Source organism: Haloarcula nitratireducens, from assembly GCF_019599505.1.
In genome coordinates this window covers 991,017-1,014,680 of sequence record NZ_RKLT01000001.1, presented here as the reverse complement: position 1 = coordinate 1,014,680, position 23,664 = coordinate 991,017, and the positions used below count along the sequence as shown (strand labels likewise).

The window sequence follows — 23,664 nt, the reverse complement described above, 5'->3', positions numbered from 1 at the left end:
ATAACCGGGGAACCCGGACTCCCCGGCGATGGCCAATGACTCGTCAGCGCCGACGACGCGCGGGTCTTCGCGAACGCCTTCGACAGTAGGCGAGCGGGTCGCGGCCTGCCGATTTCCGGACGTTCAAGGGGATACCGCCTCACCGCCGAGTATGACCGCTATCGACGCCGCGATGTACGCGACGCACCTCGTGTTCGCCGGCTTGTGGGCGGGAAGCGTCCTGTTCGTCACCTACGCCGTCCTCCCGACGGCGATGAACGGGGACGCCCGGCCGGGACCGCTCTCGAAGGTTACGGGCAAACTTCAGACCGTCTCGCGGGCAAGCGCGCTCCTCCTGTTGCTGACCGGCGGGCACCTCGCCGCCACCAACTATACCGTCGGATCGCTGACCGGGTCGGGTCGGGGTCATCTGGTCATCGCGATGGTCGTGCTCTGGTTCACGCTCGCGGCCCTCGTGGAAGTCGGGACGGCGAAACTCTCCGACGGTTTCGACCGGCAGAAGGTCCGCGAACCGGCCCGCGAGGCCCGACCGTTCCTGCTCGGCGCGTCGCTGGTCGCGGTTCTCCTCCTCGTCGACGCCGGCGCGATCCTCGGCCTCTATTACTGACCGGATCTCCGAGAGGAGCGGCCGTCGAACCGATTTCGACCCCATAGACCTGTCCCGCGGGCGACAGTGGCGTTACTAACCGTGATATTGGGGGGGGGGTAACAGTTTTCCCCGACATGTCCTCTGACAACGTATGAGCGAAATAGCGAGCGCTGGGTCGGACAGGCTCGGAGCGGCCGACGTAGAGCAGAAAATTCGGGAGTTCGTCCGATACGTTCCGGCGGGCGATACGATCCCCGACGATACCTGGCGGGGGCGACACCGGAACATCCTCCTCGTCGTCCTCGCGCACGTCCCGTTTCTCCTCGTGCTCGGTCTGTACGACGGCACCGAGTCGCTGGTGACCGGCGCGACGATCCCCGAGGTACCGCTGACGACCCTCGCGTTCGAACTCGGGATCGTCGTCACCCTCGTCGGTCTGGCGGCGCTCCCGCGGTTCGGCCGGCGCGTGCGCACCGCGTTGGCCTCCACGGCGCTCCTGTCCTGTTCGGTCGTCCTCGTCCACCTCTCGGGGGGGTTCATCGAGGCCCACTTTCACTTCTTCGTCGGGATGGCGGTCATCGCCGTCTACGAGGACTGGGTGCCGTTCGCGCTGGGCATCACCTACGTCGTCCTCGGCCACGGCGTCTTCGGGATGGTGAATCCCGAGCGCGTTTACAACCACCCGGCGGCGATCGAACACCCGTGGGTCTGGGGGCTCGTCCACGGCGTCTTCGTCCTCGGACTGGCCGCGGCGCTGATGACGCACTGGTACTCGACCGAGCGGTCCCGCGAGGAGACCGAACAGAAACTGCGGGAGGTCCGAGCGAAGACCGAAGAGGTCGAGAACCTCGAAGCCAAGCGCGAGGAGATCGCGGCCGAGAAGGCCGAGGCCGAGGAGCTGAAAGCCGAGGCGGAGTCTCGACAGGCCGAGGTCGAAGCGCTCGTCACGCACCTCGAAGCGAAGGCCGACGCCTACAGCGACGGGATGGCGGCGGCGGCAGACGGGGACCTGACCGTCCGACTGGACCCCGAGAGCGAGAGCGAGGCGATGACCCAGATCGGGACGTCGTTCAACGAGATGTTAGACGAGACCGCCTCGGCGATGCGAGAGATCCAGTCGTTCGCGGAGACGGTGAAGGCGGCGAGCGAGGAGGCCGACGCCGGGACGGCCGAGGCCAGGACGGCCAGCGAGGAGGTGGGTCGCTCCATCCAGGAGATCTCCGACGAGACGGCCGATCAGCGCGAGCGCCTCGAACAGGTATCCGGCGAGATGACCGAACTGTCGGCGACGGTCGAGGAGGTCGCCGCCTCCGCCGAGACGGTCGCCCGGCGGTCCCGGGAGACGACAGAGATCGCCGAGGACGGCGAGCGGACGGCGACCGACGCGATAGCCGACGCGAGAGACGTGCAGGCGGCCATCGACGCCACCGTGGACAACGTCGAGACGCTCGACGAGCAGATGGCCGAGATCGGCGAGATCATCGAACTCATCAGCGACGTCGCCGAGCAGACGAACATGCTGGCGCTCAACGCGAACATCGAGGCCGCGCGAGCCGGCGACGGTGGCGGCGGTGACGGGTTCGCCGTCGTCGCCGACGAGGTGAAGCAGTTGGCCGAGGAGACGCGGGATTCGGCGACCGAGATCGAGCAACTCATCGAGCAGACCCAGACCCAGACGACCGCGACCGTCGAGCGGGCGCGGGAGGCCGAACGCGACGTGGCCGAGAGCGTCGAGGCGGTCGAGGAGGTCGTCGACGCGTTCGGCCGGGTCGCGGAGAACGCCGACGACACCGACGGTGGTATCCAGGAGATACGCGACACGACGGAGGAGCAGGCCGCGAGCACCGAGGAGGCGGCGTCGATGGTCGAGGAAGTCACCGACAGCAGCCGGGCGACGGCGACGGAGGCCGAGACCGCTTCCGCGGCCGCGGAGGAACAGGCCGCGTCCATGTCGCAGGTCAGCGCGAACGTCGAGTCGCTCAGCGACCAGGCGGACCGACTCCGCTCGCTGCTGGCGACGTTCGAGGTGGGAACCGGGTCACAGGCGCGGTCGGCGGGCGGAGACCGGGCGACGGTGCTGGAAGACGGCGGACGGCCGGAGTAAGCGTTCGCTCACAGCCGCTCTTCGACGTGATCGGCGCACTTCAGCGCCAGCGCCGCGATGGTCAGCGTCGGGTTCATCGACCCCGCCGTGACGAACACCGACGAGGAGGCTATCGAGAGGTTCGCCACGTCGTGCGTCCGCAACTGCGGGTTCACGACGCTCTCCTCGGGGTCGGTCCCCATCCGCGTCGTTCCCATGTGGTGATACGCCGGGCCGGACCCACCGTTGCCCGACCCGGCCGTCCACCTGATATCGACCCCCAGTTCCGACAGAACGGCGTGCTGGACGTCGTTGGCTCGGGCCATGGACCGCTTCACGCGCGGCCCCCACGACCACTGAATATCGGGGACGGGGTTGCCGTGGTCGTCGGTGGTCGAGGTGTCGAGCGTAACTCGATTCTCCCTCTTGGGTGGCTGGCCGACAAGGCCGCCCATCGCGGTGCTGTTACCGTACGCCTCGCGCAGGTCGCCCAGCAGCTCGTCGCCCCAGTTCTCGGCCGAGAGGGCCAGTTCGACGGGCGACGGGCCGGCGTAGTTCAGGAACTCCAGCTTGATGGGCGAGAACCGCGCGTCGCTGGCCGGGACGACCGTCTCGCCGTCGGCGACTCGCTCGACGGCCTGCCCCGGGTCGTCGTAGAACTGGTGGCACTCGCTGGTGATGAACCCGACGTGGTTCTGTCGGGTACGCTCCCCCAGAACTCCCCCCGAACCGGCGAAGAGGTGGTCCATGAAGTACCGGCCGACCGCTCCCGAGGAGTTGGCGAGGCCGTCCGGATGCGATTCGGATTTCGAGAGGAGCAACAGGCGCGGGATCTCGACGCCGCCGGCCGCGAGGACGAACTCGCGGGCTTCCTGCCGGCGTTCGGTGCCGTTCGGCGTCGCGTAGACGGCCGCGGTGACTCGACCCTCGCCGTCGGTTTCGAGGCGCTGGACCGGCACGCGGTCCAGCACCGTCGCACCCGCTTCCTCCGCGTCCTCGATGTGGACGCTCGCGTCGTACTTCGCCCCGGAGGGACACACCGGCTGGCAGGTGCCGTAGCCGACGCAGGGACCGCGGCCGTCGTAGGACTCGGAGTTGCGGGCGTTGGGGACGCCGTGCATCGTGATACCGAGCGACTCGCACGCCTCGGCGAACAGCGAGTCGCTGTAGGAGGGAGGGAAGCCCGCCATCGGATACGGCTCCTCGCGCGGCGGCGCGAACGGGTTGTCCGCGTCGCCCGCGACGCCCATCGCCGTCTCCGCGTCGGCGTAGTACGGCCGCAAGTCTTCGTAACCGATGGGCCACGCCGGATCGCCGTTGTCGTGGCTCCCCTCGAAATCCGACGGGTGCAGCCGCATCACCATCCCCTGCCAGTGGAGCGTGGACCCGCCGACGCCCTTCACCCGCGAGACGTTGAGCGGGTAGTATCGCTCGCCGCTGGCCGAGAAGGCGTCGCGCTGGCCGCCCATCTCCCACACCGACCCGCGGTGAGCGGGGCGGATCGACTCCTCCATGCGCTCCTGCCGGTCGGAGAAATCGAACCGCGGCCCGGCCTCTAAGACGACTACGTCGTGGCCGTCGCTGGCGAGACGACTGGCGACGAGCGCGCCCGCTGGCCCGGCACCGACGACACAGACGTCGGCCCGGGGGGCAGGCTCTCTGTCCATCTGAGGCCAGATTAGGCGAGCCTAAACTTATGCGTTGCCATGCCGATCGCTCGGCGAGTCGGCCGCGCGAAAACCGGTTCCGTCGCCGCCGCTAGGGGATCTTCACGGAGTGTTTCAGCGTGCCGATACCCTCGACCTCGATCTCCACTTCGTCGCCGTCTTCGAGCGGACCGACGCCCTCCGGCGTCCCGGTGGCGATGACGTCGCCGGGTTCGAGCGTCATGTACTCGGTGATCTCGGCGATGAGTTCCTCGACGGAGAAGATGAGGTGGTCGCGCGAGGAGGACTGCCTGGTCTCGCCGTTGACGCGGCACTCGATGCCGGCGTCGTCGGGGACGTGTTCCGGCGTGGCGACGAGCGGGCCGATGGGACAGGCGTTGTCGAAGGCCTTCCCACGGACCCAGTTCTGCTCTCGCTCCTGGTCGTCGCGGTTCGAGATGTCGTTGAGGCAGGTGTAGCCCGCGACGACGTCCATCGCGCCGGACTCGCTGACGTTCTTGCACTGCTCGCCGATGACGACGGCGAGTTCCGCCTCGTGGTCGATGCGTTCCTTGCCCGACGGCATCGTGAGGTTCTTGCCGTGAGAGGCGACGGCGTTCGGCGCTTTCAGGAACAGCAACGGCCGATCCGGCAGGTCGTTGCCCATCTCGTCGGCGTGATCGGCGTAGTTGCGACCGACGCAGACGATCTTGGTCGGCTCGCACGGCGGGAGGATGTCCACCTCCTCGGGCGAGTAGCTCTCGTCGCCGAAGGCGATACGGCCGTACGGCCCGGCGGCCGCGGTGACCTTGGGTTCCCCGTCCTCGACGGTCCAGCGACCGCCCCGGACGTTCCCCGCGGAGTCGCGGAATCGAACGCGCTTCATGGAAACGACGACTCGGGGCCGACGGATAAGCGTTTAGGAGGCTCGCGCCCCGTCGTCCTCTCCGGTTTCGACCATCGTCTATCCGCCCATCGGCAGTCGTTCAAAACCGGGCCGCGACGGGTGACCGAACGCCTTTTGAGACGGGACGGGCTACGCTCGTCGCATGAACGTCCTCGTCGTCGGTGCCGGGTCGATGGGGGAGTGGTTCGCCCGGACGCTGCGGGACCACACCGACGCGACGCTCGCCTTCACGGACACCGACAGCGACGCCGCTCGACGGGCGGCCGAGGCGGTCGGTGGGAGCGCGGTCCCGACCGACACCGACGACCGCTTCGACGCGGTCTGTATCGCCGTGCCGATGCCGGTCGCCGAGGTCGCCATCGAGGAGTACGCCCCCCGTGCGACCGACGCCGTCGTCGACGTGACCGGGAGCATGACCGCCCCGCTCTCGGCGATGGCGGCCGCCGCTCCGGAGATGCAGCGAGCGAGCCTCCATCCGCTGTTCGCGCCGGAGAACGCGCCGGGCAACGTCGCCGTCGTCACGGACGCGGGCGGCGACGCCGTCGACGTGGTGGTCGGCGCGCTCGCCGCGGCCGGCAACGACACGTTCGAGACGACCCCCGAGGAACACGACGAGGCGATGGAGACGGTACAGGCGGGCGCACACGCCGCCGTCATCGCCTACGCGCTCGCGGCCGCCGACGTCCCCGATCGGTTCCACACGCCCGTCTCCGCGGGCATGGCCGACCTCGTCGAACAGGTGACCGGCGGCGACGCCCACGTCTACGCCGACATCCAGGAGACCTTCGAGGGGGCCGACCGCGTCGCCGAGGCGGCCCGCCGCGTCGCCGACGCCGACCGCGACGACTTCGCCGCGCTCTACGAGACCCTACCATGAACCCCGAGACGCGCCAGCAGATACGCGAGAACGCCCAGTACCTCCGAAACGTCCGCCCGCTGGACCCCGAGGAGATCTTCGAGTACGTCGAGGGACAGCCACATCCCGCGGTCGTCAAACAGGTCCTTCGCGAGGAGGCGGTCGACCTCGCCATCGTCGAAGAAGACGACGGCACGTTCGTCCCCGCCCCCGAGGGGCCGCTCTCGCCGGCGGGACCGTTCCACGGCGTCGAGCGCTTCCCCGACGAGTACGAACGCCGCGTCGAGTCGATGCTCGCGGACGCCTACGGCGACGACTGGGCGCACGGCGAGAGCGGCGACCGACTCCGCGAGCGCATCCGCGAGGTCAAGGAGCGATACCTCGACCGCGCCGCCGTCGAGTACGACGACCTGACGGCTCACGGCTACGCTATCTACCACCTGCCGGATTACTACGCCGTCGCGCAGTACGTCCTCGCGGACCTGCTGGCCGAGGGCCTGCTCCCGTCGCAGCTCCGCGTCCTCGACGTGGGCGCGGGCGTCGGCGGCCCGGCGCTCGGCCTGCTCGACCTGCTGCCCGACGAGGCCCTCGTCGAGTACCACGCCGTCGAACCGAGCGCCGCGGCAGACGTGCTCGAAACGCTCCTTTCAGACGCCGGGCAGAACGTCGACGTCACCGTCCACCGAGAGACGGCGGAGGACTTCGATATCGAGGCCGAGACGGGCGAGGACCCGTTCGACCTCGTGCTGTTCGGCAACGTCCTCAACGAACTGTCCGACCCGGTCGCCGTCGTCGAGCGGTACTTCGACGCGCTCGCCGAGGACGGGACGATAGTGGCGCTAGAACCGGCCGACCGGAACACCGCGACGGGGCTGCGCGAGATCGAGCGGGCCGTCGCCGACGACGGACCCGCGACGGTCTACGCGCCGACGATTCGCCTCTGGCCCCACCAGTCCCCCGAGGGCGAGTGCTGGTCGTTCGACCGGAAACCGGACATCGAGGCGCCGTCGATGCAGCAGCGCCTCGACGACGCCGCGGGCGGCACCGGCGAGTTCGTCAACGTCGACGTTCAGTACGCCTACAGCGTCCTCCGGAAGGACGACCGGCGGGCCATCGAGCTGACTCCCGACCGGGGCACGCACGCCCCGATGTCTGACGCCGAGAACTACGTCACCGGCCGGGTGAACCTGCTGGGGATCAAGCTCAGCCACGACCTCTCGGAGGGCGACTCGAACCCGCTGTACCTGCTGGGCGACGGCAGTCAGGAGGTCGATCACTTCGCCGTCGTCACCGAGCCGTCGCTGTTGAACGACGACCTCCGAGAGGCCGACTACGGCGACCTGCTCTCGCTGCAGAACGCGCTCGTCCTCTGGAACGACGATGAGGAGGCGTACAACGTCGTCGTCGACGGCGAGACGACGGTTGATAGAGCGCGGTAGGAGAGGGGCCGGGTGGAACGAGGTGACGGCGGGCCCTCGGAACCGCGAGCGCGATAGGCAAGGGGTTTTTCTCACAGACCGCCCCAGACGCCGTATGGACGAGCCGACCATCCTGCTGACGAACGACGACGGCATCGAGAGCGCCGGCTTGCGGGCCGTCTACGACGGGCTCGACGCGGTCGGCGACGTGACGGTGGTCGCGCCGGCGGACGACCAGAGCGCCGTCGGCCGCGCCATCTCCCACGAGGTCTCGGTTCGAGAGCACGAACTGGGCTACGTCGTCGAGGGGACGCCGACGGACTGCGTCGTCGCCGGGCTGGAGGCGCTGGTGCCCGAGACTGACCTCGTGGTCGCCGGCTGTAACCGCGGCGCGAACCTCGGGGCGTACGTCCTCGGGCGCTCGGGAACCGTCAGCGCCGCCGTCGAAGCGACGTTCTTCGAGGTGCCGGCGATCGCCGTCTCGATGTACATCCCGGTTCGCGACGACACCGCCTTCGCCGACATCGAAGCCGACGGCGACAGCTACGCCGAGGCCGTCCGCGCGACGTCGTATCTCGCCGACCACGCCTTCGAGGCGGGCGTCTTCGAGCAGTGCGACTACCTCAACGTCAACGCGCCCGTCGCCGAGTGGGGACCGGCGGAGCTCGAGGTGACACAGCCCTCGCGGGTGTACGAGATGGGGGCCGTCCGCGACGGCGACGCCGTGACGCTCCACGACCGGATATGGGAGCGAATGGCCGAGGGCGACATCCCCGACCCCGAGGGGAGCGACCGCCGGGCCGTCGTCGACGGGAAGGTCAGCGTCTCGCCGCTGACCGCGCCCCACACCACCGAGCACCACGAGTCGCTCGACGCCCTCGCCGAGACGTACGACCCGGCCGCCGGCCCGTAGATTGATACGCGACGACGGTCGAACACGACGCAATGGCGACGACGGCGACGGCACGGGAGAGCTCCTACCGTCTACTCGTGGGGGCGCTCGCCGCCGTCCTCCTGCTCTCGTTGCTGTTCCTCTCCGTCGACACCGACCGGATGCTCTCGGCGCTCGCCGCGGCCGACCACGCTTTCGTCGCCCTCGCGGCTATCGCGGCGGTCGGCGCGCAACTGTGCTGGGGCACGGCGACGGCGACGATCCTGCGCGGCACCGACGCCTCGCTCTCCAGACGCCTCGTGCAGCTCTGTTACCTGTCGGGGACGTTCGGCAAACTGGTGCTCCCGCTGGGGAACGCGGGCGGGTCGGCCATCATCGCCTACGTCCTCTCGGAGAACAGCGACGGGCGCTTCCGCGACCTGTTCGGCGCGGTCGCGGCCAGCGAACTCCTGATCTTCGCCGGCTCGCTGGGCGGGACGGCGATCGGACTGTCGGCGCTGCTCCTCGACCCGCCGGTCGCGTTCGGTGGACCGTTCGTCTTCGGCCTGCTGACTGTCGTCGTCCTCACGCTACTGGTCAGCGGGACCGTCGTGGCCTACCACCAGCAGACCGTCGCGGCGCTCGTCGAACGCGTCGCCGCCGTCGTCAGAGGGACGGTCGGCCGCGTCTCGGCGCGGGTCGCCACGGCGCTCGAACCCGACCGGGTCGCCGACGGCGTCGCCACCTTCCTCGACCGGTTCGGCACCGCCACGAGCGACTCCCGCCGCCTCGCCGTCGCCAGCGCGTTCGCGCTCTTCGGCTGGCTCGCGTTCTCGTCGGCGCTGCTGTTCGGCCTCGCGGCCGTCGAGGTCTCCGTCTCGCTCGGACTCGCGCTGTTCCTCGTCCCCGCGGCCGGCGTCCTCGGGTTCCTGCCGACGCCGGGCGGCCTGGGGACCACGGAGGTCGGGCTCACCGGGGCGCTCGTCGTCGCCGGCGTCCCGCCGGAACTGGCCGCGGCCGGCGTCGTCGTCTTCCGACTCGCGACCTACTGGCTCGTCGTCGCCGTCGGCGGGGCGGCCTCGCTGTACCTCTCGGTCACGGTCTGGCGGGCGCTGGAGTGACCGCGGCTCGCCGCCGACGCCCGCCGATGGCCACCGTTATCCACCTGCCGCGGCATCGTCGGATATGAGCGACCGCCGATCGGCCGCGCTGTTCGTTCTGCTGGCGGCACTCTGGGGGACGTCGTTCATGGCGATCAAGGCGGGTCTCGACGCGTTCCCGCCGGTCCTCTTCGCGGCGATCCGGTACGACGTCGCCGGCGCGTTGATGCTCGCGTACGCCGCGACGACCAGCGACTACTGGCTCCCTCGCACCCGCGCGGACTGGCTCACGCTGCTGGTCGAGGGGACGCTCATCATCGCGCTGTACAACGCCTTCCTGTTCGTCGGCGAGACCGGCGTCACGAGCGGCGTCGCGGCCATCCTCGTCGGGATGAGTCCCATCCTCTCGACGGTGTTCTCCCGGCTCTTTCTCCCCGGGGAGCGGCTGTCGCTGCTCGGGACGTGCGGTCTCGCGCTCGGCTTCGTCGGCGTCGTCCTCGTCGCCCGCCCGGACCCCGCGAACGTGCTCGGTGCCGAGGCTATCGCGCCGGCGTTCGTCCTGCTCGCGGCGGCGTCCGTCGCGCTGGGAAGCGTCCTCGTCCAGCGCCTCGACGGCGGCATCTCCTCGGAAGGCATGGTCGCGTGGTCGAACGCGTTCGGCGCGGTCTTGCTCCACGCCATCAGTCTCTCCCTCCCTGGCGAGTCGCTCGCCCAGGCGGAGTTCTCCGCCGTCGGCGTCGCCGCGCTCCTGTATCTCGCGGTGTTCGCCAGCGCCGTCGGCTACGTCATCTACTTCGACTTACTGGCCAGCCTCGGCGCTATCGAGATCAACCTCGTCTCCTACGCCGCCCCGATATTCGCTGCTGTCGCGGGCTGGCTGGCGCTGGAGGAGACGCTCGCGCCGCTCGACGTCGCCGGCTTCCTCGTCATCTTCCTCGGGTTCGTCCTGCTCAAGCGGCGGGCGCTCGCGGCGGAGCTCTCGCCGGTGTTCGCCCGTCTCGACGGCTGGCTCCCCGGCCGCTGACGGCGCGTCGAGAGTCTCCCAGTCTACGTCGGCGAACGTATTTGCCGGTTCACCCCGAAGCGTCCCGCATGGAACCGGACCTCCGTTATCTGGCTCGTCTCGTCGTCCTCTTTCTGTTCGCCGGCGCGTTGCTGGGGGCGGGTATCTGGGCGTACTGGGGACTCGGACTGGTCGTCGGTCTCGCGGCCATCGCGGCGAGCGTGGCGATGGTCTCCTACGCCGGCTACGACACCTATCGGCTCGCGGCCGCGGCCTGATCAGAACAGGCCGGCGACGAATCCGAGCCCCATCCCGACGAGGACGACGGCCGAGAAGACCGGCAGATAGCCCGCGTAGGACTCGACGGTCTCCTCGAAGCGCTCGTAGCCCGCGAGCAACAGCAGCGTCAGGCCGACGATGCCGACGATAACGGTGAGCGCGTACGCGCTCATCAGCTCGAAGCAGTGAGTCGACCCGGCACACAGCGCGATGATCTCGAACTCCTCCTCGTGGGCGAACCCGAGGAGGAAGGCGAACCACGCGATGCCGAGCATTCCTCGGTCGGTGGCGTCGTCGAGTTCGCCGTGCGAGTGGGAGTGGCCGCCCACGGACGGGAGAGCGCCCTTCAGTCGAGCAACGAAACCGTCCGAGGGGTGGTCAGCGGGGTGGTCGTGGGTATGGTCGTGGTCGGTGCGGTGGTCGTGACTATCACTGTGAGTGTGGTTATCGTGATGGCCGTGTTCGCCGCCGCTCCCGTGAGCGTGGTCGTGTTGACCGTCACCGCCGCCCGCTGCGTGTCCGTGGGAGTGACCGTGCGCGTACTCGCGGACGCCGAGCGCGATCAGGAGAACGCCGGCGACGATGCTCACCGGGCCGCCGATTTCCACGCCGGGGGCCAGCGTCAGCGGTTCGTTGACCTGCGTCAACTCGAAGTAGGACTTGGCGTAGAAGAACACGGCGACCATGGCGATGCTGCTGACGAGGTGGCCGACGCCGATGAGGAGGCTCGCGGCGAACCCGTACAGCCACTTGTTCGACTGGTCGAGGGCGTAGGAAGCCGCGACGGGCCAGCCGTGGCCCGGTTCGATGCCGTGGATTGCACCGAGTGCCACCGCGCCGAGGAGCAACCCGAGGGCGTCGCCGTGCAACATCAGTGTCTCTGCATTCTCGGACGCATTCTTAGTGGTTGTTAATACTCGGTGGGGGGTTCCCTCATATTCGTCCAGCCGGCTCGATCATATTCGGTAAGAAATTTCTTGCTCGGACGTGCACTGCCCGCTATGCACGAGACGGTAATCGACCTGCTCGCACAGAACGAGAGCCATGCCGAGGAGTTCGACGCCCGCTTCGACGACGTACAGGACGGGCAGGCCCCCGACGCCGTCACGGTCTGTTGTTCCGACTCCCGCGTCCTGCAGGACCAGATGTGGGGCAACGAGGAACCCGGGCACATCTTCACCTGCGGCAACATCGGCAACCGCGTCGTCCAGCAGACCGAGGCGGGGCAAGTCGTCTCGGGCGACGTGCTTTATCCGCTGGTCCACACCGGCACCGAGACGGCGGTCGTCGTCGGACACACCGGCTGTGGCGCGGTGACGGCCACCTACGACGCCCTGACCGACGGCGTGGACGAACCGGCGGGCATCGAACACTGCCTCGACCTGCTGAAACCCCATCTCGAACCGGGCGTCGAGGCGCTCCCCGACGACCTCGACCGGGCGGACGCGATCAATCACCTCGTCGAATACAACGTCGACCGACAGGTCGAACTCCTCCGCGAGAGCGACGACGTGCCCGACGCGGTGGACGTCGTCGGCGTCGTCTACGACTTCCAGGACGTCTACGGCGGCCGGCGCGGCGAGGTCCACGTCGTCAACGTCGCCGGCGAGACCGACGTCGAGACGCTCCGAGAGGACCACGACGAGATCGCCGACCGAATCGACCGACTCTGGGAGTACTGACGTTCGACCCGCGTCGGACGATTCGCTATTCTCGCGACTGAGCGCCTGTTGCACTTGCAAGTACGCCCGTTAGGGATTCCAGACCCGTACGCCGGCCCGATGCCTGACAACCCGCAGAAACAGCCGAGCGACGAGGTGGACCGCAACCAGATCCAACAGTCGAAGACCGAGGGCGCGGCCTACCAGACCTCGGTGGCGTACATGGCGAACACCGTCGCCAACGACGGCGGTAAGAAGGAGGTCGGCGAGTACGTCGTCGGGTACGCACAGGAGGAGGCCGAAGGGATGTACGAACTCGTCGGGGAGGGCGAGTTCGAGTTCGTCGAACCGGACGACGAGAACTGCCACCTCGAAGTCGTCGTCGCCGACGCCGGCGACGAGCGGTTCGTCCCGTACTGCGACGTGAGCGCGACGCTCGAACGCGACGGCGAGGCGTACGGCCCCTTCGAGCTATCCTTCCTCTGGCACCCGGGCGTCTACCACTACGGGTCGAACGTCGAGGTGCCCGAGAGCGGGACCTACGACCTGCACGTCACCGTCGAACCGCCGGAGTTCCACCGCCACGACGAACAGAACGGCGACCGCTTCGGCGAGACTGCCGAAGTTACGTTCGAGGAGATCGACGTGGAAGCCGGACAGGACTGAGACGGCGGTTCTCGATGGGTCTGAGGCGTCGACGGTGCGTACACCGCGACGTAGCGGACTCTCGCCGTCGCTACGGCGCGTGTGGGACGAGAGCATTTCGGAGCTCGCCGGCACCGAAGACGCTGAGGCAGGCGACGAAGGCGACGGTGCCCAGTTTACCGCCGGCCCCGCCGAAAGCGGGGGCGACGGCGACGAAGACGACGCCGCAGAGCGCGCCGGCGAGTCCGGCTCCACCCGCGCTCTCCACTCGCTCGGTCGTCGACATGCCGACGAACGACGAACAGAACGCGACGGTCGCGACGAGGTCGCCGACGTCGGGAAACGCGACGGGAGCGACGAGCCCGGCGGCGAGACCGACGAGCGACGAGGCCAGCACCGGGCCGAGGTCGAGGCGCTCGCTCAGGGCGATAGTGAGGACGGCGCTGCCGACAGCGACCGGAACCGTGAACGCTAGATTACCCCACTGCGGCGGCGCCCCGGGGCCGAACGCGACGCCGGGCAGCAGTCCCGTCGTCACACAGCCGAACAGGGCGAGCGTGCCGAGCTTCCCGCCCAGTCCGGCGAACGTCTCCTTCGCGGCGACGAACGCGAGACCGGCGAGTGCCCCCGCGAGCAGGACGAACTCGACCGCGGGGAAGACCGCGGGCGACGCCATCCCGACGAACGACCCGCAGTAAGCGGCGGTATCGACGTCGGGGACGCCGACGCCGGTGACGGCTCCGACCAGCGCCGACGCGACCACCGGTCCGAGTCCGGCGTCGACGCTCAGGAGGGACGTCACGGCGGCCGCGGCCGCGACGACGGCAACGCTCGTGGCGTCCGTATATTCGGCTGTCGGTGTTTTCGACCCGGTGAGCGCGTCGTCGTACTCGACGGCCGCGGCCACACCGCCGGCGAGTGCGACTCCGCCGCCGAGGCCGAGCACCGCGACCGAGCTATCGGTCGGGACGGCGATGGACCGACCGAGCAACGCCGCAGGCGTCACGAGCAACGTCGCGTACCCCGCGAGTCGAGCCAGTCTCTGCACGCGTCACACTCTTCGAATACCACGGGAAAGCGTTGCGTTTCGTCGCTTACCGGGCGGCCGGACGCGACGGGAGAGACCGTCGACTCCGACGCTGTTACCACACCTCGGACGGCGATGCGATGCCGCTATCTGCCGCCGTCGCTGGCGGTAGTGCCCGCTCTCTCGTCCTTCGCTGTGACGGGTTCCGGTCTCCCCTATTCCGCGAGGAACGATTCGAGGTGGTCGCGGTACGCCGCCGGTCGGTCTTCGGTCACCCAGTGCCCGGCGTCGTCGAGGGCGACGACGTCGCCACCGACCTCCCTCGCGAGCCGATACCCGTCGTCGACCGGCTGTTCCGCGTCCGCCGCTCCCCAGAGGCACAGCAGGTCGGCGTCGCCGGTAGTCGATGCGCGTCCGCCGTCCGTACCGGCGTCCCCGACCGCGTCGTACTCGACTTCGGTCGTGTGATTCGTGTTGGTCGCCACGGCCGCCCGGGCGAACGCTCGCTGTCCCCCCGCTCGGAGCCAGGGCTCGGTCATCCCCTCGACCCACTCCGGGTCCGGCTCCTCGCGTTCGAGCCCGTCGACGAACGCCCGGTCGAGCCGCTCCCGGAACGCGTCTTCGTCCATCTCGAGCGTGGCGGGAAGTCCGAGCGAAGTGATGTACTCCACCGGCCAGGAGTCGTACAGCGTCGCGTTCGAGAGAACCAGCTTATCGACCCGGCCCTCCGTGTGGGCGGCGTACCGGACCGCGACGCCACCGCCGATGTCGTGACCGACGACGTGGAATTCGTCGAGTCCCAACTGGTCGACGAGGTCGGCGACGGCCTGCTCCTGGGCGCGGATAGAGCGGTCGAACCCGTCGCGCCGGTCGCTGTTACCGTAGCCGACGAAGTCCGGAACGACCGTTCGGAACTGCTCCGTCAGCGGGGGCGCGGTCCGCCGCCAGAGGAACGACCACGTCGGGATACCGTGGAGGAACAGGACCGGCGTTCCGGTGCCCTCGTCGCGGTACGCGAGCGACAGGTCGTGACCGTCGACGGTGACTGTCGTCTCCGCCTGTGACTCGGTCCAGGACTGGTGGTCCACGTCCGGGGTTCGTCGGCGACCGTTATAACGCCTGTCGAGCGTTCGGACGGCGACGCGTCCGGTCGGCCGGAGATTTAAAGAGCAGCTATCGGAAAGGAGTTCGACGGGCAAACAGGTAACAAACGGTCTGAGACGCGTGTTTGGAGCTATCTGGACTCACGTTGCTCGACCTTGTTCGGGTCTGTATTCACGTTACACAGTCCTGCGTACTTTACCGCTTCTCTGCTACAAAAAGTTCGACGACGGAACCAGCAGCATTGAGGAGCACGAGTGAGTAGTCCGTTAGAACCCACCGCCGGTGATGAGTTCAGTGAAGTCCTGGATCGACAGGGCCGCTAGGACGACTGCTAGGAGTACAAGCAACGCGTTGACCACGTTTAGTGCATTGGTGTTGCAGTACTCTCCCATCGTCTCGCGATCATTAACCGCCCAGAACAGCAGCGTAGCCGCGACCGGCAGTGCGAAGATCCCATTGTACATCGGAAACAAAATCACCATATCGACGACTGAGAGATCCAGCCACCAGCTCACCACCGGCGAGAGGCTCCCGATTCCGGTCAGTACCGCGAACAGCACGTTGAACAGCCGATCTCCCTTCTGAACCGTGTATCCCGCGGCCTGCGGAATAATGTAGGCCGGCGTCCACATAATCGGGATAATGCTGTTGAACGCCGCGGCAATCACACCGCCAACGAATAATACCATCGCCCACGCCCCGAGCACCTCGACCATCGCTTTGCCCGGCGTAATAAACGACTCGAGTTCCGTAAAGCCCATTGGACGCAGCAGCGCCGCCGCGGCGATCAAGATCGCGATCGTTGTGATCCCACCGACAGCATAGCCGATCGCCAGATCCGTCCGAGCCTCCGGCAGGTCGCTCTCATCTGTCCAACCCTTCGTATGGACGAGAATCGACTCCAGGAAGAAGTTCGGCCACAGTGCGGTCGTGCCAAGCAGACCTGCTGCCATCGCTAGCGCACCCAGTGTGTCAGTGCCTGGTACGAATCCGGCCATGACACTACTCGGGTCGGCGCCGCTCGGCAGGGCGACGATCACATAGACGACCATTAGCGAGAGCATCATCGCGATCATCATGTTCTCGACGGTGTCGTAGTGTAGCAGTCCGACGCCAATCGCAACGAACGTCGTGAGTACGGCGATGGGCTGCCACGCCACACTACCCCCGAGCAGGAACGAGATACCAGCGCCGACCGCAGCGACGAGCCCGAGCGTCCAGGCAACGCAGCCGACCGACAGGAAAATTGCGATTGTCGTTGCCAGTGGTCGACCCAGTTTCTCGCGAGTGAACACCATCAGCGACTCTCCATGGATTCCCAGCCGAGCGCTCATATCTTGGGCGACAAATCCGAGCGACGCCGCTCCGACGACGGCCCATAGCAGCGTGTACCCATGCATGACGCCAGCCTGGCTGGCAATGAATACCGAGCCGGAGCCAAAGTAACTGGCAACCATCACGAACGCTAGTCCATACTTCTGTGAGAACCCCACCAGACCCCGAAATGGAGTCCTGTTTTCCGTGCTCATGGCCTGCTAGTCATTCGTCGATGGTCAATTTGCAATGACGACTGAAATCCGATACGTGCCCACGTTTTTCGCCGGGGATATAATTTAGTTGATATGAAGCTCACTTTCTTGGTAGTAGAGGCGGTTGAATCGCTCCGCCTGGTCAGCTTTGCTTTGAGACGAGTTCTGGTCTCACTTGCGCAGTTACTGACGAGACGTCAGCGTCCTACTCTGGTACTCCGACGCCAGACAATCCGAATCAATCAGCCAGAATTGGATTGGGATATATCACTGATAGCTATCGGAGAGGGATAAGTTGCTTGGATATGACTGCTCCCGTGGCGGCTGCGCTCAGTCACGACGACAGTTATGTGATGGCGGTTCTGGTGCTAACTACCAGAACTAACTGTTATGCGTTACCGACTCCCCCGCTGCTCTACTTTGTTCAACTCGACAAAATCCACCACGGTTCGACACGGAATCATCTGTGACGTACCATAGAAGTTTGACTGGTGGTAAGATTCTTGTTTCTTCCCACCATAGTCTATTCTATGTCAGCGGAGACGGACCGGCAAGGTCGGCTGTACATCCCCAAGGAAGTGCGGGCGAAGTACGGCGAGAGGTATCACATCGTGACCTACGAAGACAGGATCGAACTCATCCCTGTCGCAGACGACCCGCTCGCCGCCGTCCGTGAGGCGGCAGGCGGTCTTCGTGATGCGTCCGTCGAGGAGATTCGAGAGGACATCGAAGCGGAAGCCAAAGCCGAGGCCCAAGAGAAGGACGCCGATAGATGACGGTGTACGTCGAGACTGACTTCTTGCTCGCACTCGCCAAGGACTCCGACTGGTTGCAGGGGTCGGCGGAAGAAGCGCTCGACGAGTACGAGGTCGAAACGTCGCCGTTCTCGTATCTTGAACTCGTCCTCGCCCGAGAACGCTACGAGTTCGACTACGTGCCGCTCGTGGCGAACCTGCTCGAACTCGTCCCCGTACGAGACGAAGAAGAGAAACAGGTGGTACTGAAAGCCGTCAACTACTACGACGAAGGGATGACGCCGTTCGATGCGTTCCACGCGGCGACTGCGGAGACGCGGGGAATGGACGTACTCTCGTCCGAGAAAGACTACGAGGACATCGAGGTATCGAGAGTGCCGTTGAAGCCGACGGACGAGGAGTAGTTTCGGGTCCTCAGCGACTCTCGCGCTGCTCCACTTTGTTCAACTCGATGAGCAGGCGGAACATCGCCTTCACGAGGTTGGCGTCGACGTCGAACCGCTGGGCGTTCTCGCCGGCGCGGTCCATCACGGCCTGTTCCTGTTCCTCGTCGGTCGTCGGTAAGTCCTTCTCGGCTTTGACCTGCGCGATGGTATCGGCCACGTAAGTCCGCTGGGCGATCTTCTCGACGATCTCGCGGTCGATCGTCTGAATCTCTTCGCGCAGTTCCTCAAGCGACATGTCCTCGGGGTTGGGTGGCTCGTTTTCGCTCATACTGTGTGTGTTCCCTCCGTCTGCGTGGTCGTCAGCAGGGTCGTACCGGGCCGCTCGTCCCAGCGTTCCTCGACGGTTTCGAGCGCCGGGCGGTCGCCGACGGCGGTGAAAGAGGGGCCGGTTCCCGACAGCGAGACGCCGCCGACGTCGGCCATCGACTCGACGATGGGCTCGGCGTCGAACCCGAGCGCCGCACAGAAGGCCAGTCCGTTGACCGTCATCGCTCGCTGGTAGTCGCCGTCGAGCGCGAGGTCCTCGACGAGGCGGGCCATCGGGGCGACGTGCCGACAGCGCTCTACGTCGGCGTCGGCCGAGAACGCCCGTTCGGGCGGCGACCAGACAAGCACGTCCCAGTCGACTTCCTCGCGGGAGAGCACCTCGTCGCTGTCGTTGTCGGTGACGGTGACGCCGCCGAGCATGGACGCCGAGGCGTCGTCGAAAGCCCCGGTAGCGGTGACGCCCACGTCGCGGGCCGCCATCACGCCGAGTCGCGCCATGTCCGCTCTGGTCATCCGGTCGGTGGCGTCGAGGGCGTCGAGCGTCGCCATCACGGCGGCGTTGGCCGCCGCGCTGGAACTCTTCAGTCCGGCGGCCATCGGCACGTCGCTCTCGGTGCGGACGCGACCGCCGACGACGGGCGGCGTGCCGACCGCGCCGCCGTGGGCGTCGACGACGTACTCGACGCAGCGTTCGACGAGCCGAGTGTCGCCGTCCGGCGCGCCGGCTATCTCGCCGGTGACCCCCTCGTCGTCGGTCGAGAGCGACACCGTCGCCGTCGTGTACTCGTCGATCGCGAACGCCGACCCGCGGCCGGTGGCGAGCGCGTTCAGGACCGTGCCAGCGGCCGGTGCTGCTGCCGTGCCTTCCATCGCTCGTCTCTCCCGGCGCGGACTATTTACCAACTGCGGAAGCGGTCGTACAACGCGTCGTTTTTCCCCCGGCGGCTGGAAATCCGACTATGAGCCACCGGTCCGACATCGCCCCCGACACCCTCTCCGTCGAACTCACCGAGGACGGCATCGCCGTCGAGTACCTCGACGGCCGGACGGCCTTCTACCGCGGCGTCCCCGCGAAAACCGAGGGGAGCGTCCGAACCGCTCCGGGCAAGGACACCCACGTCCTCATCACCGACGAGACGGAGACCTCCGGCATCCTCGTCTACGTCAACGACCTGCGAACCCACGACGACATCATCGAGTCCAGCGGCGTCGGCCGCGTCCTCCTCGACAATGGGGACGAAGACGAGCTGTTCCCCGGCGTGACGGTGCGCGACAGGGAGATGCGCGTCGAAGTGGACGTGGACTTCGACGTGGCCGACGGTCGCGTGTTCGTCTTCGAGGAGGACGAGATGGGCGAGCGCAGTTACGAGGTCGTCGCCGAGGAGTAGCGCCGGCGATAGACGGCTCTCGCCGGGCTTCCACAGGGCGGCCGTAGAACGCGAGAGCGCTACTGGATGTACGAGGGGTCCTCGTCGTCGCAGTTCGATTCGTGCTGGCGTGCGTCGTTCTCGTCGTCGAACATCAGCCCGCACGTCTCGCACTTGTACCAGGTCATCTCGTCGCGTTCGGTAGAGACCACCATGTGAGTCTCTCCGACGGCCGGGCGTAAATTGTTTTCCCGCGAGACGACACGGGGACTCGCACCGGCGTGCGTGCACCCGGCAGTCTCAAGGGGGCCGGACGGCTAGCCGATGGCATGAGCGGTTCTAGCGAGACGGGAATCGAACTCGCGGTCGAGGGGGCGCACAAGCGCGACGCCGGGCGCGGCATCGCGCGCCTCCCCGAGTCCGTGCGGAGCGAACTCGGCGTCCTGAGCGGGTCGCCGGTCGTCGTCGAGGGCGACCGGATGACCGTCGTGAAGGTCTGGCCGGGCGACGAGGAGGGGGCGACGGTCCGCATCGACTCCGATACGCGGGCCAACGCCGGCGTCAACATCGGCGACACGGTGACCGTCAGAGCGGGGTCGGTCACGGAGGCGACGGAGATCACCATCCAGCCGATGGCTCCGCTGCCGGGGGGCGACGAGTACGAGCACATGGTCCGGACGCGGCTCGTCGATCAGATGGTGCAGGCCGACGAGCGGACCCACATCGACGGGCTGGGCACGTTCCTCGTCCGGACGACGAGTCCGGACGGCCCGGTACGGGTCACCGACGGGACGAACGTGACGCTCCTGCCGCCGAGCGACGAGAGCGGTAGCGGAGAGTCGAGTTCCGGAGCGGCAGGACCGAACGAGCAAACGAATGCTCAGACGGGCGAGACGGACACGGGCGTTAGTTACGAGGACATCGGCGGACTGGACGAGGAGTTAGACCGCATCCGCGAGATGATAGAGATGCCCCTCTCCGAACCCGAGGAGTTCCGGAAACTGGGCATCGACCCGCCCAGCGGCGTCCTCATGCACGGCCCGCCGGGGACCGGGAAGACGCTCATCGCCCGCGCCGTCGCCAACGAGGTGGACGCGTACTTCGACACCATCTCCGGGCCGGAGATCGTCTCGAAGTACAAGGGCGAGAGCGAGGAGCGACTGCGGGAGGCCTTCGAGAGAGCCGAGGAGAACGCCCCGGCCATCCTCTTCGTCGACGAGATAGACTCCATCGCGGGGTCTCGCGACGAGGACGCCGACATGGAGAACCGCGTGGTCGCGCAGTTGCTCACGCTGATGGACGGCCTCGAAGACCGGGGGCGCGTCGTCGTCATCGGCGCGACCAACCGCGTCGACGCCGTCGACCCCGCGCTCCGCCGCGGCGGCCGCTTCGACCGCGAGATCGAGATCGGCGTCCCGGACGAGAGCGGCCGCCGCGAGATTCTGGACGTCCACACGCGGGACATGCCGATTCACGAGGACGTGGACCTAGACCGCATCGCCGCCCAGACCCACGGCTTCGTCGGGGCCGACCTCGCGTCGCTGACCACCGAGGCGGCGATGGCGGCGTTGCGGGCGGAGCGCGAGGATAGCGAGGTCCGCGGCGAGGACTTCGACGAGGCGCTGGCGACCGTCGAACCCAGCGCGATGCGGGAGTACGTCGCCGAGTCGCCGGCGGTCTCCTTCGACGACGTGGGCGGGCTTCCCGAGGTCAAGCAGACGCTGACCGAGGCCATCGAGTGGCCCCTGGAGTACGGTGACCTGTTCTCGGCGACGAAGACGGACCCGCCCAGCGGCATCCTCATGTACGGCCCGCCGGGGACCGGCAAGACGCTGCTCGCCCGCGCCGTCGCCGGCGAGAGCGACGTGAACTTCATCCACGTCGCCGGGCCGGAGATCATGGACCGCTACGTCGGCGAGAGCGAGGAGGCGGTGCGAGAACTGTTCGAACGCGCCCGACAGACCGCCCCGAGCATCATCTTCTTGGACGAGATCGACGCCATCGCCAGCCACCGCGGCCAGGGCAACGAGGTGACCGAGCGCGTCGTCTCCCAACTGCTCGCGGAACTCGACGGCATCACCGAGAACCCGAACCTCGTGGTGCTGGCCGCGACCAACCGCCGGGACATGATAGACGATGCCCTCCTGCGACCGGGCCGACTCGAACAGCACGTCGAGGTGCCGAACCCGGACCACGACGCCCGCGAGGCGATTCTCGCGGTCCACACCGAGGGCAAACCCGTCGCCGAGGACGTCTCGCTATCGGACCTCGCCGCCGAGACGGAGGGGTTCTCGGGGGCTGAACTCGAAGCCGTCGTCCGCGAGGCGTCGATGCTGGCCATCCGCGAGGCCGCCGAGGAGATGGGGCCGGCCGAGGCCAGCGAGCGCGCCGACGAGGTGACTATCGGAGCCGAACACTTCGAACGCGCGCTGGAACGGGAACGCGAGCGCTGACCGCCGGGGAATCGGCGTTCCGACGGTCTCCGCGTTCGCGCCGTCCGCCGGTTCGGGGTGTGTTGACGCATAACTTTTCACAGCCGCCGGCGTACCGCCTGGTATGCGCGACGACCAGACCGAACCGCTCCGGCACTACGTCGACGGCGAGTGGCGAAGCGGGCACGGAACCGAGACGTTCGAGACGGTGAACCCCGCGACGCGGGAGACGCTGCAGACGGTCCACCGCGGGACAGAGGAAGACGTCAGCGACGCCGTCTCGGCCGCCGAATCGGCCGTCGAGGAGTGGCGCGCCCTCTCGTACATCGATCGGGCGGAGTACCTCTGGGACGTGTATCACGAACTCCGCGACCGAACCGACGAACTCGGCGAGATCGTCACGAAGGAGTGCGGCAAAGAGATATCCGAGGGCCGCGCGGACGTCGTCGAAGCGGCCCACATGGTGGAACTCGCGGCCGGCAACGCCCGCCACCCGCACGGCGACGTGGTCCCCTCGGAGATCCCGAGCAAGGACGCCTACATGCGCCGCAGTCCGAAGGGCGTCGTCGGCTGTATCACGCCGTGGAACTTCCCGGTGGCCATCCCCTACTGGCACATGGCGGTCACGCTGGTCGAGGGCAACACCGTCGTCTGGAAGCCCGCCGAACAGACGCCGTGGTGCGGCCAGACCGTCGCCGAGATGTTCGAGGACGCGGGGATACCCGACGGCGTGTTCAACCTCGTGCAGGGCTACGGCGAGGCCGGAAACGCAATCGTCGAGGACGACCGGGTCGATACGGTCCTCTTTACCGGCAGCGCCGAGGTCGGCCACAAGGTCGACGAGAAGATCGGCGGCCGCGCGGGGCGCAACGCCTGCTGTGAGATGGGCGGGAAGAACAGTGTCGTCGTCACCGACGCCGCCGACATGGACATCGCGCTGCACTCGACGGTCATGTCCTCGTTCAAGACGACGGGCCAGCGCTGTGTCTCCGCTGAACGCCTCGTCGTCCACACGGACGTCTACGAGGAGTTCAAGCGCAAGTTCGTGGACCTCGCCGAGGACGTGACCGTCGGCGACCCGCTCTCCGAGGACACGTTCATGGGACCGCTGGCCGACGAGGACCAGATAGCGAAGTTCCAGCGGTACAACGACGCGGTCCGGGATTCGGACGACGCGACGGTGCTCGTCGACCGCGCGGAACTCGACGCCGAGGAGATTCCCGAGGGGCACGAGGACGGCTTCTGGGTCGGTCCGTTCGTCTACGAGGTCGACGCCGACACCGACCTCGACCCGTTCCACGAGGAGGTGTTCGGGCCGCACGTCGCCCTCGTGGAGTACGACGGCGACATCGAGCGCGGCGTCGAGATACAGAACGACACGGAGTACGGACTGGCCGGCGCGGTCGTCTCCGAGGACTACCGGCAGATAAACTACTACCGCGACCACGCGGAGGTCGGCCTCGCCTACGGCAACCTCCCGTGTATCGGCGCTGAGGTCCAGCTACCGTTCGGCGGCGTCAAGAAGTCCGGGAGCGGCCCGCCCCACGCCCGCGAGGTCGTCGAGGCCGTCACCGAGCGGACGGCGTGGACGCTCAACAACTCGAAGGAGATCGAGATGGCACAGGGCCTCTCAGCGGAGATAAAGACGGACGAGGAGCGGTAAGCGAAGCGGACGAAAG

Annotated in this window: 24 protein-coding genes; 15 read left to right on the top strand and 9 right to left on the bottom strand. The window is 67.5% G+C overall.

Annotated features, from left to right (window positions below; genetic code table 11):
- The first annotated feature begins 151 nt into the window (after nt 1-151).
- Together EGH23_RS05165 and EGH23_RS05160 are read left to right on the top strand one after the other, a co-directional pair.
- The gene (locus tag EGH23_RS05165; RefSeq protein ID WP_220578936.1) at nt 152-607 is read left to right on the top strand and encodes a transporter; all 456 of its coding nucleotides are present in this window, start codon (nt 152-154) and stop codon (nt 605-607) included.
- Nucleotides 608-740: 133 nt separating this feature from the next.
- Nucleotides 741-2,693 (top strand): methyl-accepting chemotaxis protein, encoded by a 1,953-nt coding sequence (locus EGH23_RS05160; RefSeq protein WP_220578935.1) that lies wholly within the window; start codon nt 741-743, stop codon nt 2,691-2,693.
- Nucleotides 2,694-2,701: 8 nt separating this feature from the next.
- On the opposite strand, the gene EGH23_RS05155 is transcribed toward EGH23_RS05160, so the two are convergent.
- Both EGH23_RS05155 and EGH23_RS05150 read right to left on the bottom strand, forming a co-directional pair.
- Nucleotides 2,702-4,339, bottom strand: a complete 1,638-nt coding sequence (locus tag EGH23_RS05155) for a GMC family oxidoreductase (RefSeq protein WP_220578934.1) — start codon at nt 4,337-4,339, stop codon at nt 2,702-2,704.
- A 91-nt stretch (nt 4,340-4,430) separates the two neighbouring features.
- Nucleotides 4,431-5,204 carry a fumarylacetoacetate hydrolase family protein gene (locus EGH23_RS05150; protein ID WP_220578933.1) on the bottom strand — a complete coding sequence of 258 codons (774 nt, stop codon included), beginning with the start codon at nt 5,202-5,204 and terminating at the stop codon, nt 4,431-4,433.
- A gap of 163 nt (nt 5,205-5,367) precedes the next feature.
- Here EGH23_RS05150 and EGH23_RS05145 point away from each other — a divergent pair, with 163 nt between their 5' ends.
- From EGH23_RS05145 to EGH23_RS05120, 6 genes are all read left to right on the top strand, one after another.
- Nucleotides 5,368-6,102: a prephenate dehydrogenase/arogenate dehydrogenase family protein gene (locus EGH23_RS05145; RefSeq protein WP_220578932.1), complete on the top strand. Its 735-nt coding sequence runs from the start codon at nt 5,368-5,370 to the stop codon at nt 6,100-6,102.
- Complete coding sequence (locus tag EGH23_RS05140; protein WP_220578931.1) at nt 6,099-7,520, top strand: small ribosomal subunit Rsm22 family protein; 1,422 nt, start codon at nt 6,099-6,101, stop codon at nt 7,518-7,520. Before EGH23_RS05145 ends, EGH23_RS05140 begins: the two co-directional genes overlap by 4 nt.
- Nucleotides 7,521-7,614: 94 nt before the next feature.
- Nucleotides 7,615-8,412 carry a 5'/3'-nucleotidase SurE gene (gene surE / locus EGH23_RS05135; protein WP_220578930.1) on the top strand — a complete coding sequence of 266 codons (798 nt, stop codon included), beginning with the start codon at nt 7,615-7,617 and terminating at the stop codon, nt 8,410-8,412.
- Between the two features lie 32 nt (nt 8,413-8,444).
- Nucleotides 8,445-9,491, top strand: a complete 1,047-nt coding sequence (locus EGH23_RS05130; RefSeq protein ID WP_220578929.1) for a lysylphosphatidylglycerol synthase transmembrane domain-containing protein — start codon at nt 8,445-8,447, stop codon at nt 9,489-9,491.
- 64 nt (nt 9,492-9,555) lie between these two features.
- A complete protein-coding gene (locus EGH23_RS05125; RefSeq protein WP_220578928.1) occupies nt 9,556-10,494 on the top strand; it encodes a DMT family transporter in 939 nt (312 codons plus the stop codon).
- Between the two features lie 68 nt (nt 10,495-10,562).
- Nucleotides 10,563-10,751 carry a hypothetical protein gene (locus tag EGH23_RS05120; RefSeq protein ID WP_220578927.1) on the top strand — a complete coding sequence of 63 codons (189 nt, stop codon included), beginning with the start codon at nt 10,563-10,565 and terminating at the stop codon, nt 10,749-10,751.
- Here EGH23_RS05120 and EGH23_RS05115 read toward each other — a convergent pair whose 3' ends face one another.
- The gene (locus EGH23_RS05115; protein ID WP_220578926.1) at nt 10,752-11,624 is read right to left on the bottom strand and encodes a hypothetical protein; all 873 of its coding nucleotides are present in this window, start codon (nt 11,622-11,624) and stop codon (nt 10,752-10,754) included.
- 129 nt (nt 11,625-11,753) lie between these two features.
- Between EGH23_RS05115 and EGH23_RS05110 the strand changes: the two genes are divergently transcribed.
- Both EGH23_RS05110 and EGH23_RS05105 read left to right on the top strand, forming a co-directional pair.
- Nucleotides 11,754-12,434: a carbonic anhydrase gene (locus EGH23_RS05110; RefSeq protein WP_220578925.1), complete on the top strand. Its 681-nt coding sequence runs from the start codon at nt 11,754-11,756 to the stop codon at nt 12,432-12,434.
- Nucleotides 12,435-12,533: 99 nt separating this feature from the next.
- Nucleotides 12,534-13,079, top strand: a complete 546-nt coding sequence (locus EGH23_RS05105) for an iron transporter (RefSeq protein ID WP_220578924.1) — start codon at nt 12,534-12,536, stop codon at nt 13,077-13,079.
- 70 nt (nt 13,080-13,149) lie between these two features.
- Here the strand turns inward: EGH23_RS05105 and EGH23_RS05100 are convergent, their stop codons facing one another.
- From EGH23_RS05100 to EGH23_RS05090, 3 genes are all read right to left on the bottom strand, one after another.
- Complete coding sequence (locus tag EGH23_RS05100; RefSeq protein ID WP_220578923.1) at nt 13,150-14,106, bottom strand: hypothetical protein; 957 nt, start codon at nt 14,104-14,106, stop codon at nt 13,150-13,152.
- 194 nt (nt 14,107-14,300) lie between these two features.
- Nucleotides 14,301-15,173: an alpha/beta fold hydrolase gene (locus tag EGH23_RS05095; RefSeq protein WP_220578922.1), complete on the bottom strand. Its 873-nt coding sequence runs from the start codon at nt 15,171-15,173 to the stop codon at nt 14,301-14,303.
- A gap of 282 nt (nt 15,174-15,455) precedes the next feature.
- Nucleotides 15,456-16,718, bottom strand: coding sequence for an Nramp family divalent metal transporter (locus EGH23_RS05090; RefSeq protein WP_236044615.1), 1,263 nt, complete (start codon nt 16,716-16,718; stop codon nt 15,456-15,458).
- A 530-nt stretch (nt 16,719-17,248) separates the two neighbouring features.
- Here EGH23_RS05090 and EGH23_RS05085 point away from each other — a divergent pair.
- Nucleotides 17,249-17,494, top strand: coding sequence for an AbrB/MazE/SpoVT family DNA-binding domain-containing protein (locus EGH23_RS05085; protein ID WP_220578921.1), 246 nt, complete (start codon nt 17,249-17,251; stop codon nt 17,492-17,494).
- A complete protein-coding gene (locus EGH23_RS05080) occupies nt 17,491-17,877 on the top strand; it encodes a PIN domain-containing protein (RefSeq protein ID WP_220578920.1) in 387 nt (128 codons plus the stop codon). Before EGH23_RS05085 ends, EGH23_RS05080 begins: the two co-directional genes overlap by 4 nt.
- 10 nt (nt 17,878-17,887) lie before the next feature.
- Here the strand turns inward: EGH23_RS05080 and EGH23_RS05075 are convergent, their stop codons facing one another.
- A complete protein-coding gene (locus EGH23_RS05075) occupies nt 17,888-18,187 on the bottom strand; it encodes a chorismate mutase (RefSeq protein ID WP_425433196.1) in 300 nt (99 codons plus the stop codon).
- Nucleotides 18,184-19,056: a shikimate kinase gene (locus EGH23_RS05070; RefSeq protein ID WP_220578919.1), complete on the bottom strand. Its 873-nt coding sequence runs from the start codon at nt 19,054-19,056 to the stop codon at nt 18,184-18,186. Before EGH23_RS05070 ends, EGH23_RS05075 begins: the two co-directional genes overlap by 4 nt.
- A gap of 89 nt (nt 19,057-19,145) precedes the next feature.
- Between EGH23_RS05070 and EGH23_RS05065 the strand changes: the two genes are divergently transcribed.
- Nucleotides 19,146-19,574: a DUF5796 family protein gene (locus EGH23_RS05065; RefSeq protein ID WP_220578918.1), complete on the top strand. Its 429-nt coding sequence runs from the start codon at nt 19,146-19,148 to the stop codon at nt 19,572-19,574.
- Between the two features lie 59 nt (nt 19,575-19,633).
- On the opposite strand, the gene EGH23_RS26800 is transcribed toward EGH23_RS05065, so the two are convergent.
- Nucleotides 19,634-19,768, bottom strand: a complete 135-nt coding sequence (locus tag EGH23_RS26800) for a DUF7128 family protein (RefSeq protein ID WP_268899412.1) — start codon at nt 19,766-19,768, stop codon at nt 19,634-19,636.
- Nucleotides 19,769-19,882: 114 nt separating this feature from the next.
- On the opposite strand from EGH23_RS26800, the gene EGH23_RS05060 reads away from it, so the two are divergent.
- Nucleotides 19,883-22,006: a CDC48 family AAA ATPase gene (locus tag EGH23_RS05060; RefSeq protein ID WP_220578917.1), complete on the top strand. Its 2,124-nt coding sequence runs from the start codon at nt 19,883-19,885 to the stop codon at nt 22,004-22,006.
- 103 nt (nt 22,007-22,109) lie between these two features.
- Complete coding sequence (locus EGH23_RS05055; RefSeq protein WP_220578916.1) at nt 22,110-23,648, top strand: aldehyde dehydrogenase family protein; 1,539 nt, start codon at nt 22,110-22,112, stop codon at nt 23,646-23,648.
- Nucleotides 23,649-23,664: the final 16 nt, after the last annotated feature.